This is a genomic window from Xanthomonas sp. NCPPB 3005, assembly GCF_041228095.2.
Taxonomy (GTDB): Bacteria; Pseudomonadota; Gammaproteobacteria; order Xanthomonadales; family Xanthomonadaceae; genus Xanthomonas_A; species Xanthomonas_A bonasiae.
This window is the reverse complement of record NZ_CP166096.2, coordinates 3,998,506-4,012,192: the sequence shown is the minus strand read 5'-3', so window position 1 is coordinate 4,012,192 and position 13,687 is coordinate 3,998,506. Positions and strand designations below refer to the sequence as shown.

At 69.8% G+C, this 13,687-nt stretch carries 9 protein-coding genes and 1 riboswitch; of the genes, 7 read left to right on the top strand and 2 right to left on the bottom strand.

The features are described from left to right. The first annotated feature begins 19 nt into the window (after nucleotides 1-19). The 5 genes from AB8810_RS17290 (at nucleotide 20) to AB8810_RS17270 (ending at nucleotide 4,424) form a co-directional block, all read left to right on the top strand. Nucleotides 20-1,183, top strand: coding sequence for a zinc-dependent alcohol dehydrogenase (locus AB8810_RS17290; RefSeq protein WP_369914357.1), 1,164 nt, complete (start codon nucleotides 20-22; stop codon nucleotides 1,181-1,183). A gap of 223 nt (nucleotides 1,184-1,406) precedes the next feature. Next, nucleotides 1,407-2,387 carry an acyl-CoA dehydrogenase gene (locus AB8810_RS17285; protein WP_369914356.1) on the top strand — a complete coding sequence of 327 codons (981 nt, stop codon included), beginning with the start codon at nucleotides 1,407-1,409 and terminating at the stop codon, nucleotides 2,385-2,387. After that, nucleotides 2,375-3,136 carry a PIG-L deacetylase family protein gene (locus tag AB8810_RS17280; protein ID WP_369914355.1) on the top strand — a complete coding sequence of 254 codons (762 nt, stop codon included), beginning with the start codon at nucleotides 2,375-2,377 and terminating at the stop codon, nucleotides 3,134-3,136. The genes AB8810_RS17285 and AB8810_RS17280 overlap by 13 nt, the downstream gene beginning before the upstream one ends. Then, nucleotides 3,133-3,729, top strand: coding sequence for a class I SAM-dependent methyltransferase (locus tag AB8810_RS17275; protein ID WP_191824954.1), 597 nt, complete (start codon nucleotides 3,133-3,135; stop codon nucleotides 3,727-3,729). The genes AB8810_RS17280 and AB8810_RS17275 overlap by 4 nt, the downstream gene beginning before the upstream one ends. Beyond that, the gene (locus AB8810_RS17270; RefSeq protein ID WP_179570748.1) at nucleotides 3,726-4,424 is read left to right on the top strand and encodes a glycosyltransferase family 2 protein; all 699 of its coding nucleotides are present in this window, start codon (nucleotides 3,726-3,728) and stop codon (nucleotides 4,422-4,424) included. Before AB8810_RS17275 ends, AB8810_RS17270 begins: the two co-directional genes overlap by 4 nt. A 936-nt stretch (nucleotides 4,425-5,360) precedes the next feature. On the opposite strand, the gene AB8810_RS17265 is transcribed toward AB8810_RS17270, so the two are convergent. After that, complete coding sequence (locus AB8810_RS17265; RefSeq protein WP_369914354.1) at nucleotides 5,361-7,463, bottom strand: catalase; 2,103 nt, start codon at nucleotides 7,461-7,463, stop codon at nucleotides 5,361-5,363. A 471-nt stretch (nucleotides 7,464-7,934) separates the two neighbouring features. Here AB8810_RS17265 and AB8810_RS17260 point away from each other — a divergent pair, with 471 nt between their 5' ends. Both AB8810_RS17260 and AB8810_RS17255 read left to right on the top strand, forming a co-directional pair. Next, a complete protein-coding gene (locus tag AB8810_RS17260) occupies nucleotides 7,935-9,410 on the top strand; it encodes a diguanylate cyclase (protein ID WP_191824952.1) in 1,476 nt (491 codons plus the stop codon). Between the two features lie 80 nt (nucleotides 9,411-9,490). Further along, complete coding sequence (locus AB8810_RS17255; RefSeq protein ID WP_369914353.1) at nucleotides 9,491-10,216, top strand: hypothetical protein; 726 nt, start codon at nucleotides 9,491-9,493, stop codon at nucleotides 10,214-10,216. A 78-nt stretch (nucleotides 10,217-10,294) separates the two neighbouring features. On the opposite strand, the gene gcvP is transcribed toward AB8810_RS17255, so the two are convergent. Continuing rightward, a complete protein-coding gene (gene gcvP, locus AB8810_RS17250; RefSeq protein ID WP_369914352.1) occupies nucleotides 10,295-13,156 on the bottom strand; it encodes an aminomethyl-transferring glycine dehydrogenase in 2,862 nt (953 codons plus the stop codon). Nucleotides 13,157-13,257: 101 nt separating this feature from the next. Then, nucleotides 13,258-13,365: riboswitch (glycine riboswitch) on the bottom strand. Nucleotides 13,366-13,687: the final 322 nt, after the last annotated feature.

Genomic DNA, 13,687 nt, shown 5'->3' with positions numbered 1-13,687 from the left:
CGCAAGAGGACACCATCCGATGCAAGCTCTCACCTATCACGGCACCAAGGACGTGCGCGTGGAAACCGTTCCCGATCCGGTCCTGGTCGATGCCGACGACATCGTGCTGCGGGTCACCGCCACCGCGATCTGCGGCTCGGACCTGCACCTGTACCGTGGCAAGATTCCCGACCTGCACAGCGGCGACGTGCTCGGCCACGAGTTCATGGGCGTGGTCGAAGACGTGGGCCCCGGGGTGACGCGGGTGAAGAAGGGCGACCGCGTGGTGATCCCGTTCGTGATCGCCTGCGGCGAGTGCTTCCACTGCCGCCTGACCGAGTACGCCGCCTGCGAGACCACCAATACCGGCAAAGGCGCCGCGCTGAACCAGAAAGGCATTCGCCCGCCAGCGGCGCTGTTCGGCTACAGCCATCTGTACGGCGGCGTCGCCGGCGGCCAGGCCGAGTACGTGCGCGTGCCCAAGGCCAACGTCGGCCCGCTGGTGGTGCCGGACGCGCTGCACGACGAGCAGGTGCTGTTCCTGTCCGACATCCTGCCCACCGGCTACCAGGCCGCGCTCAATGCGGGCGTAGGGCAGGGCAGCACGGTGGCGATCTTCGGCGCCGGTCCGGTCGGGCTGATGACCGCCGCCTGCTGCCGCATGCTCGGCGCCGAACGCATCTTCATGGTCGACCGCTATCAGTACCGGCTGGATTTCGCGCAGAAGACCTATGGCGTGATCCCGCTCAACTTCGAACAGATCGACGATCCGGCCGACATCATCGTCGGCCAGACCGAGGGCCGCGGCGTGGATGCCAGCATCGATGCGGTCGGCTTCGAGGCCAAGGGCAGCACCGTGGAAACGGTGATGGCCACGCTGAAGCTGGAAGGCAGCAGCGGCACCGCGTTGCGCCAGTGCATCGCCGCCACGCGCCGCGGCGGCACGGTCAGCGTGCCCGGCGTGTACGCCGGTTTCATCCATGGCTTCCTGTTCGGCGACGCCTTCGACAAGGGCCTGACCTTCAAGATGGGCCAGACCCACGTGCAGCGTTTCCTGCCGGAGCTGCTGGAGCATATCGGCGAAGGCCGGCTCAAGCCGAACGAGATCATCACCCATCGGATGAGCCTGGCGCAGGCCGCCGACGGCTATGCGATCTTCGACAAGAAGGAACAGGACTGCCGCAAGGTGATCCTGACGCCGTAACGCGGCGCGACCGTCGCCTCGCTGCCGTCGCGCTGTACGCAGCCGACGGTGGCCGAGGCCGGCATCGTGCATGAACTCTTTATCGATGTGCACGTCGCGGTGCGGCGTGCACACGCTGCGTGGGCGCCGTGCCTGGTGTGATCGCGGCTCACCCATGCATCGCCTGCCGCGCATCCGCCGCGCCATCGCGTGTGTCGTTTTCCGAATTGCCTGAGAGACGTCCTTGACCGAACTGCTTTCCCCTGCCCCCCTGGGCGACGCCTGCGATCTGCGCAGTGCCGCCTTGCGCGTGCTCGAACGCTATCCGCAGCTGCCGCTGCCCGGCGCCGGCAACACCCTGGACCGCTGGCGGATCCTGGCCGAGATCGCCGCGACCGACGTGTGCCTGGCCAAGGTGCTGGAGGCGCATTACGACGCGCAGGCGATCCTGGCCGAGCTGGGCGCCGCACCGCCCGTGCCCGGGCAACTGTTCGCAGTGTGGGCCGCCGAAGCGCCGGATGCGCGTCTTGCCTACCGCAGCGCCGCCGGGCGTGGCGAAGTGCACGGCCGCAAGGCCTGGTGCTCCGGTGCCGGCCTGGTCGATTGCGCGCTGCTCACCGCGCACGAACAGGACCGCCAGCAACTGGCGCAGGTGCAACTGCGCCAGCGCGGCATCGCCATCGATACGCAGGCGTGGGCGGCGGTCGGCATGGCGCGCGTGGTCAGCGGGCCGGTGACGTTCGATGCGGTGCCGGCCAGCGCGATCGGCGCGCCGGGCGAGTATCTGACGCGTCCGGGGTTCTGGCATGGCGGCGCCGGCATCGCCGCCTGCTGGTTCGGCGCGGCGGCCGCGGTGGCCGAGCGCCTGCGCGCGCATCCCAAGCTGCAGCGCGATGCGCATGCGGCGATGCACCTGGGCGCGATCGACCAGCAGCTCGGCGCGGCGCGCGCGCTGTTGCGCGAACTGGCCGCGGCGATCGACGCGGCGCCCGAGCACGATCACCGGCACGCGGTGGTCCGCTTGCGCTCATTCGTGGAGCGGGCGGCCAGCGACGTGCTCGATCGTGTCGGCCGCGCGCTGGGCCCGGCGCCGCTGTGCAGCGATCGCGAACACGCCATGCGCTGTGCCGATCTGGCGGTGTTCGTGCGCCAGAGCCATGCCGAACACGATTGGGCGGCGCTGGGCCAGGCGCTGGCCGAACAGGTGCAGCCATGGCGGCTGTGAGCGCGGCGCAGATCCACGGCGACGGCACGCCCGAGTCGGCGTGGCAGCGCTCGCCGTGGCTGGCGGGCTTGCCGCAGCGCCGGATCGAAGACCTGCTCGCCGGCGCACGCCGGCTGGTGGTGGTGTCGCCGCATCCGGACGACGAAGCGCTGGGCTGCGGCGGCGCGGTCGCCTGTGCACGGCGGCTGCGCGTGCCGGTGTGCCTGATCGCGGTGACCGATGGCGAGGCCTGCTATCCGGACGATCCGTACTGGACGCCGCAGCGCCTGCGCGACGTGCGCCGCGCCGAACTGGCCGCCGCCGCGCAGTGCCTGGGCCTGGACGCCGATGCGATCTGTCACCTGCGCATCGCCGACGGCCAGGTCGGCCAGCGCGAATTCGTGGTCGCCGAACAGATCCACGCGCACTTGCACGCCGGCGATCTGGTGCTGACGACGTGGCGCCACGACGGCCATCCCGACCACGAAGCCACCGCGCGCGCGGTGCGGCGCGCCGTCGCCGCCTGCGATGCGCGCATGGCCGAATTTCCGGTCTGGGCCTGGCACTGGATGGACGCCGGCGCGCCGCAGCAGGCGCTGCCTGGCGCGGTTCGCTACGCGCTGGACGATGCCGACTGGCAAGCCAAGCAACAGGCGCTGCGGTGCTTCGCCTCGCAGCTGGGCACCGCGCAACCGGCGGTGCCGGCGCCGATCCTGCCGCCGCCGGTGCTGGAACGTTTCGCGCGCCGCTTCGAGGTCTTTGTCGCATGAGCGCGGTGCAGCAGTATTTCGGCGACATCTACCGCGACGACGACCCGTTCGGCTATCGCGAACGCTGGTACGAGGCGCGCAAGCGCGCGCTGCTGCTGGCCAGCCTGCCGCGCGCACGCTTCGCGCGCGCCTGGGAATTGGGCTGCTCCAACGGCGAACTGACCGCGGCGCTGGCGCCGCGCTGCGAGGCGCTGTTGGCCACCGACCTGTCCGAGCGTGCGGTGGCCCTGGCCGCACAGCGCAATGCGGATTTTGCGCACGTGCGCGTGCAGCAGGCCGAGCATCCGCGCAGCTGGCCGCCGGGCCGTTTCGACCTGATCGTGTTCAGCGAAGTCGGCTATTACCTGCCGTTGCCGCTGCTGCAGGACTGCATCCAGCGCCTGCGCGCCTCGTTGACCGAGCAGGGCGTGCTGGTCGCCTGCCATTGGCTGCATCCGTTCGCGCAGGCGTGCATGGACGGACGCGCCGTGCACGCCTGCCTGGCGCAGACCCTGCAGTTGCCGCGCCTGCTGCATTACCAGGACGACGACGTGCTGCTTGAGGCTTGGAGCGCCACCCCATATTCGGTCGCGGCCGCGGAGCGGCTGCGGTGATCGCGGTCCTGATTCCGGCACACGACGAGGAACGGCTGATCGGCGCCTGCCTGCGCTCGGTGGCGACGGCGGCGCAATGCGCCGGCCTGCGCGGCGAGGCGGTGCAGGTGTTCGTCGCCCTGGACCGCTGCAGCGACGGCACCGCCGGCATCGTTGCCGCGCACGGCGCGCAGGCCATCGTGCTGCAGTCCGGCAATGTCGGCAGCGCGCGCGCGGCCGCCGCCGAGGCCGCGCTGGCCGCTGGCGCGCGCTGGCTGGCCTGTACCGACGCCGACTCGGTGGTGCCGGCGAACTGGCTGTCGGCGCAGCTGGACTGCGCCAGCGACGCGTTCTGCGGCATCGTCACGGTCGGCGACTGGGACGACTACGACAGCGCGATGCGCGATGCCTACCGCGCCGGCGAATGCCGCCGCGACGACCACCCGCACGTGCATGGCGCCAACCTGGGTCTCAGCGCCGACCTGTACCGGCGCTGCGGCGGCTTCCTGCCGCTGGCCGCGCACGAGGACGTGGCCCTGGTCGAGGCGATGGTGCGCGCGGATGCGCGGATCGCACGCCGCGCGCAGCCGGTGGTGGTCACCAGCGCCCGACGCGTGGCGCGTGCGCGCGGCGGCTTCAGCGATTACCTGAAGCAAATGGAGCGCAGCCTGGCCGAATCGCTGCTGCCCACGCCGGGTGGCGACGTGCTGGCCTGAGCCGAGGTGCATAGCCCCTCTCCCGTCGGGAGAGGGGTTGGGGTGAGGGTCCGGCGCGAAGCGACTCGCTGCGATGGGGTGCGCGAGGCTGTGCCCCTCATCCGCCCCTGCTGGGCACCTTCTCCCGAGGGGAGAAGGGAACGGCCTAGCCCCTCTCCCGTCGGGAGAGGGGTTGGGGTGAGGGTCCGGCGCGAAGCGTCTCGCGGAGGTTGGGCGCACGCCGCTGCGCCCGTACCCTCATCCGCACCTGCGGGGCATCTTCCCCCGAAAAGGGGGCCATGGTCCCGAGGGGAGAAGGGAGCGATCAGGCACCACTCCACGCCCATGTCCGTCTCATGACGGCGACGACCCAACGGCCTGCGCAGGGCACGAGCACGTCCAGGGCAACGCGCATTCAGCCAGGAACGCGGAACCGCGCCGGCAGCGGACAGGCCTCGGGATAAGTTTTGTCTCGGGTTTGTTGCGGGACAGCAGCCGGCCCGGGCGTGGTTCCGCGTTTGTCAATAGGCGCCAAGTGGTTTCTTTTGTTTTTCAATCACTTGCTTCATGGCTTCCGCTGCGCCGGCGAGCGCGAGGTTGTCCACAAGGGGTGTGGATGACTTCTGCATAAGGGTGTGGATAAGCCCATCGCGGCCACGTGCCACAAGACTGTCAAGAGACATGGCGAAAAATTAGACAGGGCGATTTGCGGCACCCGGCGTCGTCCCGATTTCGGATGCCGGCAACGCCGTTCGTCGGCTCCTGAGAGGACGGGGCCGGACCGCCGCTACGGCCATGACACGGATGGGGTGGCGGGTGTAGGGGGGCTCGGGAGGCCGTACTACGTCCTGCCGGGGGAGCCACCTCTGCGGTCCGGCGCTTCCGCCGCCGCAAACCAAAACCGCGCCATGCGGAGGCATGGCGCGGTCGGGGCAGGGTGCCGCTGGCGACGCTGGCTCAGGCGAGCATGCGCAGCTTAGGTTCGCGGTCCCACTGGCGGGTCTTGGCCGCTTCGATGAAGCCCTTGCCGTTGCCGGCATCGAGCACGCCGGCGTCCTTGACCACGTTGCCGGCCTTCAGCAGCGGCTGCGCGCCGGCATCGGCGGCGATCGCCTTCAGGTGCGCGAAGGCGTTGCTGACGAAATCCACCGCCGCCGACTCCTTGCTCAGCTGCTTGCCGGCCTCGGCCGACAGCACCACCGCCACCGCGTCGAACACGAACGACGGGGTGCCGGCCAGTTGCCCATCCGCGGCCAGCTTCTTGCCGTCGCTGAGCTTGGCGCCGCCCAGCTTCGGCGCCACGATCTTGACCGTGGCGCCGGCGTCGCGCGCTGCCTTCTGCAGGTTCTTCACCGTCGCCGCGTCGGACCCGTCGTGGACCAGGATGCCGATCGCGCGGCCCTGCAGGGTCGGCTTCATCTTGCCGATCAGCTGCAGCGCCGGCGACGGCGGCATGTCCTGCGGCGCGACCGCGGCCGGCGGTGCCGGCGGCAAGGTGTCCATGCCCAGGCCGTCGGCCACGCGCTGCGCCAGCGCCGGATCGACGTGGCGCAGGTGTCCGACCACCGCCTCACGCACATGCGCGGTCTCCACCTTCGACAGCTCGAACACCAGCGCCGAGGCGACGTGCGCCTGCTCCGGCTTGCTCTGGCTGCGGAAGAACATGCGCGCCTGGCTGTAATGGTCGGCGAAGCTCTCCGCGCGCACGCGGCCCTTGGCGCCGTCCTCGCTGGGCGTGGCGTGGCTGGGGAAGCCGCGCGCGCTTTCGCGCGGGGTGTCGTCCTGCAGCGAGCTGGGTTCGTAGGCGACGCGGCCCTTGGGCACGCCCATCTGCATGTGCCCGTCGCGCTGCATGTTGGCGAACGGACACTTCGGCGCGTTGATCGGGATCTGGTGGAAGTTCGGCCCGCCCAGGCGGCTGAGCTGGGTGTCCAGGTAGGAGAACAGGCGGCCCTGCAGCAGCGGATCGTTGGAGAAGTCGATGCCGGGTGCGATGTTGGCCGGGCAATACGCCACCTGCTCGGTCTCGGCGAAGAAGTTGTCCGGCCAGCGGTCCAGCACCATGCGCCCGACGATCTTCAGCGGCACCAGTTCCTCCGGGATCAGCTTGGTGGAATCCAGATGGTCGAACGGGAACTTGTCCGCCTCTTCCTCCGTGAACAGCTGCACGCCCAGCTCCCATTCCGGGAAATCGCCTTGCTGGATCGCCTCGAACAGGTCGCGGCGGTGGAAATCCGGATCGGCGCCGGCCAGCTTCACCGCTTCGTCCCACACCGTGGACTGCAGGCCGAGCTTGGGCCGCCAGTGGAACTTGACGAAGGTGCTGTTGCCGTTCGCGTCGAGCAGGCGGAAGCTGTGGATGCCGAAGCCTTCGATCATGCGCAGCGAGCGCGGAATGGTGCGGTCGCTCATCGCCCACATGATCATGTGCAGCGATTCGGGGGTCAGCGAGATGAAGTCCCAGAACGTGTCGTGCGCGCTGGCCGCCTGCGGGAAGCCGCGGTCCGGCTCCATCTTCACCGCGTGGATCAGGTCCGGGAACTTGATCGCGTCCTGGATGAAGAACACCGGGATGTTGTTGCCGACCAGGTCCCAGTTGCCTTCCTTGGTGTAGAACTTGACCGCGAAGCCGCGCACGTCGCGCGGCGTGTCCACCGAGCCGGCGCCGCCGGCGACGGTGGAAAAGCGGGTGAACACCGGCGTCTTCACCCCGACCTCGGTGAGGATCTTGGCGGTGGTGTACTTGTCCAGCGAGGCGGTCAGTTCGAAATAGCCATGCGCGGCGCTGCCGCGCGCGTGCACGATGCGCTCGGGGATGCGTTCGTGGTCGAAGTGGGTGATCTTCTCGCGCAGGATGAAGTCTTCCAGCAACGTCGGCCCGCGCGGGGTGGCGCGCAGCGAGTTCTGGTTGTCGGCGATCGGAATGCCCTGGTTGGTGGTCAGCGGCGGATGCGTGCCGCCGGCGTGCTGGTGCAGTTCGTCGCCGCGACCGCGCTGGTCGGCGACGGCGCTGGTATCGACTGGCGTGCTGGATTTGCTGGGCTTGCGAGGGCTGGCCATGGATGTGCGCTCCGGGGGATGAGGCGGGGACGGCGGAAGGGATTCGCGCTGCAATGGCTGCACAATGCGCGGGAGAAAGAGAGGGTGTCAGGGGTCTGGCCGATGCTGGGCCGGCAGGCGTGAACGGTCCGTGCAACCTGTCCGAGCGTGGCGTGAGGACGGCGCAGCGGCGTGTGGTGCGGTTCGCACAACGTGGAGAGGCGCGAGCGGCGTGCATTCGCCATGTAGCGACGCGGCTCGCCGCCGTCGCCCGCGGCCTCTGCGGCGAACCGCGGTCGTACCGCTGCAGCTGGCCGTCGGGAGGCCGCAAGCGCCGCCAGGTGCGGGCGTTGCCGCCAAGCCGGGGCTACAGGACGGCGCCGCGCGGCCGATAGTGCGTTGCGCGGCGCTCCTTCCAGGGGCTGCGAGCGCGGGGACGGCGCAACGGCAGCGGCCGATGCAATGCAGCATGGCGTGCGACGGAGACCGAACGTGTTCTTGCCCATCCTCGTCATCGGCTTGTTGCTCGCCCATGCGCTGGCCGCGCACGCGGGCGGCAGCGCCGCGCCCGCTGCGCAATGGTGCGGCCTGGCGGTGCAGGCGATGGCGGTGCTGGCCGTGCTGCGCCGGCTGCGGCGTGCGCCGGCGATGGACCGGATGCCGTGGCGGCTGCTGGGCGCCATGGTCGGCGTGCAGATGCTGTGGACCGGCTGCAACCTGCTGGCATTGCTGTTCCCGCCGCACGGTCCCGCGCTGCAGAAACTGGGCGTGATGTTTTCCGGCTCGTCGATGATCCCGGCGCTGTACCTGATCGCGCGCTCGTTCAACCGATCGCAGCCGCGGCTGATCGTGGCACTGGATGCGGTGCTGGCGCTGGTCGGCGCCGGCCTGCTGTTCCTGCTGATCGACCTGGCGCTGTCGTCCAGCAATGGTTTCTCCGAACCCGACGTCAACCTGATCATCAATCACGCCGATGCGATCGACCTGCTGCTCGCGTCGATGGCCACGCTGCGCCTGCTCGGGGCCGGCGGCTGCAGCCGCCGCCATTTCTATCTCAGCGCCAGCGCCTACCTGTGGATCAACGGCGCGGTGGCGGCGCTGTACAACCGCATCGAACTGGGCGGGCTGCCGTGGTGGGGCGGGTTGCTGATCGATCTGCCCGGCATGGCGCTGGTGCTGGTCGCGTCGCTGCCGCGGGGGCGCTGGCTGCGCCACGCGCGGCCGAGCATGCGCAGCGCGGAACTGATCGCCGCGTTCGCGCCGATCGTGTTCTCGCTGGCGGTGCTGTTGCTGGCGATCAGCGTGTCGCGGGTCAGCTTCTTCTGGGGCATGGCCGCGGCGACCCTGGCGGTGATGGTGTACGGGGCGCACGTGGCGTTCCTGCACAGCGAGCATCTGGAGATCCAGCGGCTGAGCCGCGTGAGCACGCGCCGTCTGCAACAGCAGGTGGCGCGCGATCCGCTGACCGGCATCGCCAACCGGGTCGGCCTGGCGGCGCGGCTGCGCGATATGGACGACGGCCGGGACTGTTCGCTGCTGATGATCGACATCGACTTCTTCAAGCAGTTCAACGACAGCCACGGCCATGTACGCGGCGACGCCTGCCTGGTGGAGGTGGCCACCGCGCTGGCCGAGGCCTTGCCTGCGCAGACCGCCACGGTGGCGCGCTACGGCGGCGAGGAATTCGCGGTGGTGCTGCCGGACACCGTGGCCGATGCCGCGCACGCGATCGCGCGGCGCCTGCTGGCCGCCATCGAGCAGCGGCAGATCCCGCACCCGGCCAGCCCGCTGGGCGTGGTCACGGTCAGCATCGGCATCGCCACCCGCCCGGCCAGCGCCGAGGCGGCGATCGATCTGCTGCACCAGGCCGATGCCGCGCTGTACCGCGCCAAGCGCAATGGCCGCAATTGCTGTGCGCATGCGCAGGATGCGGCGGCGGAGATGCAGGGCGTCGCTGCGCCGGGTTGAGCGTGCGCGGCGAACGCTGCGCGGAAGCGTCGCCGAATCGTGCCACCATCGCGGTTCCATTCCCGCACGTCGATCCCGCGATGCCGCTCAGATCCCCCTGGCCGTGGTTACCCCTGTTGCTGGCCGTCGCCGGCGCCGCGCAAGCGCTGGATCCGCCGGCGGTGGTCTATCCGCAGTTGCCCGCGCAAGGCCGCGATGCCGCCGCATTCGTGCCGGGCGGCTGGACGCTGGAGTTCGAGCGCCGCGGCGATCTGAACGGCGATGGCCGCGCGGACCTGCTGCTGGTGCTGAAGATGGCCGATCCGCGCAACGTGCTGGACAACGCCGGCTTCGGCCCGGATCGCTTCGACACCAATCCGCGCATGCTGGCGGTGGGCTTCGCCGAGGGCGACGGTTACCGGCTGGCGCTGCGCGATCACGCGTTGATCCCGCGCCCGGACGCGCCGAACATGGAGGATTACCTCGACGGCGGCGAACCCGCCATCGCGCGCGGCGCGTTCTCGGTGAACCTGCACCAGTTCTCCAGCGCCGGCAGCTGGAACACCTCCGAGACGACCTTCCTGTTCCGCTACCGGCAGGACTGCTTCCAGCTGATCGGCTACGACATGCGCGGCCTGCACCGCGGCAGCGGCGAGGTCGACGAGATCAGCGTGAACTACCTGACCGGCAAGGCCAAGCTGCGCACCGGCAGCATCGAAGACAGCGCGCTGCGCACGCAATGGCGGCAGTTGCCAAAGCAGCCGCTGCGCTGCCTGCAGCAGGTCGGCGACGGCCTGGCCTTCGATCCCGGCGTGGAGCGCGACTGAGCTCAGCGCCTTCGGCAAAAAAACGCCAGCCCCGACATGCGGGGCTGGCGTGGCGATACGCGACAGGGCGGGTGGGCGTTACGCCACCACATCGTCCTTGTACGCATCCACCGGGATGCACGCGCACATCACGTGCTTGTCGCCGTAGACGTTGTCCACCCGCGCCACCGGCGGCCAGTACTTGGCCTGCTTGAGCGTGGGCAGCGGGAACGCGGCCAGCTCGCGCGGGTAGGCGTGGGTCCACTCGCCGGCGGTGACCTGCGCGGCGGTGTGCGGGGCGTGCTTGAGCGGGTTGTCCTCGCGGTCCAGGCGGCCGTCCTCGATCGCGGCGATCTCCTCGCGGATCTGGATCATCGCGTCGATGAAGCGGTCCAGTTCGTGCAGCGATTCGCTCTCGGTCGGCTCCACCATCAGCGTGCCGGCGACCGGGAAGCTCAGCGTCGGCGCGTGGAAGCCGAAGTCGATCAGGCGCTTGGCCACGTCTTCGGCGCCGATGCCGGTGCTCTTCTCCAGCGGGCGCACGTCGAGGATGCACTCGTGCGCGACCAGGCCGTTGCGGCCGGTGTACAGCGTCCGGTAGTGCGGGGCCAGACGCTTGGCGATGTAGTTGGCGTTGAGCAGCGCGACCTGGGTCGCCTTGCGCAGGCCGGCGTTGCCCATCATGGTGATGTACATCCAGCTGATCGGCAGGATCGAGGCGCTGCCGAAGCTGGCCGCGCTGACCATGCCGACGTCGCCTTCGCCGCCCAGCGTGCGCGGCAGGAACGGCGCCAGGTGCGACTTCACCGCGCACGGGCCGACGCCCGGGCCGCCGCCGCCGTGCGGGATGCAGAAGGTCTTGTGCAGGTTCAGGTGCGACACGTCCGAGCCCCACTTGCCGGGCTTGGCCACGCCGACCAGCGCGTTCATGTTGGCGCCGTCGGTGTAGACCTGGCCGCCGTGCGCATGCACCGCCTCGCAGATCGCCACCACGTCTTCCTCGAACACGCCGTGGGTGGACGGGTAGGTGATCATCAGCGCGGCCAGGCGCTCGCTGTACTTCTCGGCCTGGGCGCGGATGTCGTCGACATCGACGTTGCCGTTGGCGTCGCACTTGGTGACCACGACCTTCATGCCGCACATCTGCGCCGAGGCCGGGTTGGTGCCGTGCGCGGACTCGGGGATCAAGCAGATGTCGCGATGCGCTTCGCCGCGCGAACGGTGATAGGCGCGGATCGCCAGCAGGCCGGCGTATTCGCCCTGCGCGCCGGAGTTGGGCTGCAGGCTGACCGCGTCGTAGCCGGTGCATTCGACCAGCATCGCTTCCAGTTCGTCGATCAACTGCGCATAGCCGGTGGATTGTTCGGCCGGGGCCAGGGGGTGGATCGCGCCGAACTGCGGCCAGGTCACCGGGATCATCTCGGCGGTGGCGTTGAGCTTCATCGTGCAGCTGCCCAGCGGGATCATGGTGCGATCCATCGCCAGGTCCTTGTCGGCCAGCGCGCGCATGTAGCGCAGCAGCTCGTGTTCGCTGTGGTGGGTATTGAACACCGGGTGCTGCAGGAACGCGCTGCTGCGCTTGAGGTCTTGCGGCAATGCGTCGGCAGTGGCCGCATCGAGCGCATCGACATCGGCGCTCGCGCCGAACAGCTGCGCCAGCGCGACCACGTCGGCGCGGGTGGTGGTCTCGTCCAGGCTGATGCCCAGCGCCTCGCTGTCGATCGCGCGCAGGTTGATGCCGGCGGCCACGGCCTTGGCATGGATCGCATCGGCGTCGATGCCCTTGACGTGCAGGGTGTCGAAGAAGCGCTCGCCGACGCTGATGCCGGTGCTGCGCAGCGCCGCGGCCAGGATCGCGGCCAGGCGGTGGGTGCGCCGGGCGATGCGGGTCAGGCCGTCGGGACCGTGGTAGACCGCGTACATCGCCGCCATCACCGCCAGCAGCACCTGTGCGGTGCAGATGTTGGAGGTGGCCTTCTCGCGGCGGATGTGCTGCTCGCGGGTCTGCAGGGTGAGACGGTAGGCGGGGTTGCCGGCCGCGTCGATCGACACGCCGATCAGGCGCCCCGGCATCGAGCGCTTGTAGGCGTCGCGGCAGGCCATGAACGCGGCGTGCGGGCCGCCGAAGCCGAACGGCACGCCGAAGCGCTGCGAGTTGCCGACCACGATGTCCGCGCCCCATTCGCCGGGCGCGGCGATCAGGGTCAGCGCCAGCAGGTCGGTGGCCACCGCGACCAGGCCGCCGCGCGCATGCACGGCGTCGGCCAGCGCCTTGTGGTCGCCGATGTGGCCGAAGCTGTCCGGGTACTGCAGCAGCACGCCGAAGCACTCGGCCTGCAGCGCTTCCTCCGGTGTGCCCACGCGCAGCACGATGCCCAGCGGCTCGGCGCGGGTGCGCAGCAGCTCCAGGGTCTGCGGATGCACCGCGTCGTGCACGAAGAAGGTGTCGGACTTGGCCTTGGCCGAGCGCTTGGCCAGGGTCATCGCCTCGGCTGCGGCGGTGGCCTCGTCCAGCAGCGAGGCGTTGGCGATCTCCATGCCGGTCAGGTCGGCGCACATGGTCTGGAAGTTGATCAGCGCTTCCATGCGGCCCTGCGAGATCTCCGCCTGGTACGGCGTGTAGGCGGTGTACCAGGCCGGGTTCTCGAGGATGTTGCGCAGGATCACCTTCGGCGTATGGGTGCCGTAGTAGCCCTGGCCGATGAAGCTGCGCAGCACCTGGTTCTTGTCGGCGATGGCGCCGATCTTGGCCAGCGCTTCCTCTTCGGTGATCGCGTCGGGCAGCGCCAGTGCAGCCGGCGACTTGATCTTGCCCGGCACGATGGCGTCGGTCAGCGCGTCCAGCGAGTCGTGGCCGACGGTGCGCAGCATGTGCGCGATCTCGGCGTCGTTCGGGCCGATATGGCGTTCGACGAAGGCCGAGTGGTGTTCGAGGTCGCGCAGCGAGGGGGTGTTAGACATGGCGGTCGTCCGGCAGAGGAGGGCACGAAGGGCGGAGGACGCACGGATGCCGCCGTCGGCCGCAGTTGCGGACACGACCGACGGGAAGCCACATGTCTTCCCACTGCCCCTCTGTCCTTTTGCCTGAGAGTTTGGAAGCGGCGGCGGGCTGCGCTGCGCTTCGTGCCCCTTCGGCGCCGGGTTGGACCGGTCTCTCCAGAGTCTTGGTGCGGGTGGTATCGGGCCTGAGCGATTACGGGCGTTTGCGCCTTCGGCAGCGGGTCGCCCCGCTTCTCCCACCATGCTGCCCGGCGATTATAGCGTGGCTGGCGGCGCCCACGGGGCCGGCCCAGGCATGGCTGCGGCGGCCCTTGCGCCGGCTTGCTGAACCGTAGCGACCTGCTGCCGCGGCTTCATGTGGAGGCCATCCCGGTCGCATCGATATGCCCTGCGCGGTCGGCGCTTAACGCGCCATCGGCCAGGGTTTATCATGGCGGCATTCCTTTTCCCATCGTTCCGTCCCTTGGACGGTGTCGTCGCGTGTTCGCCCGC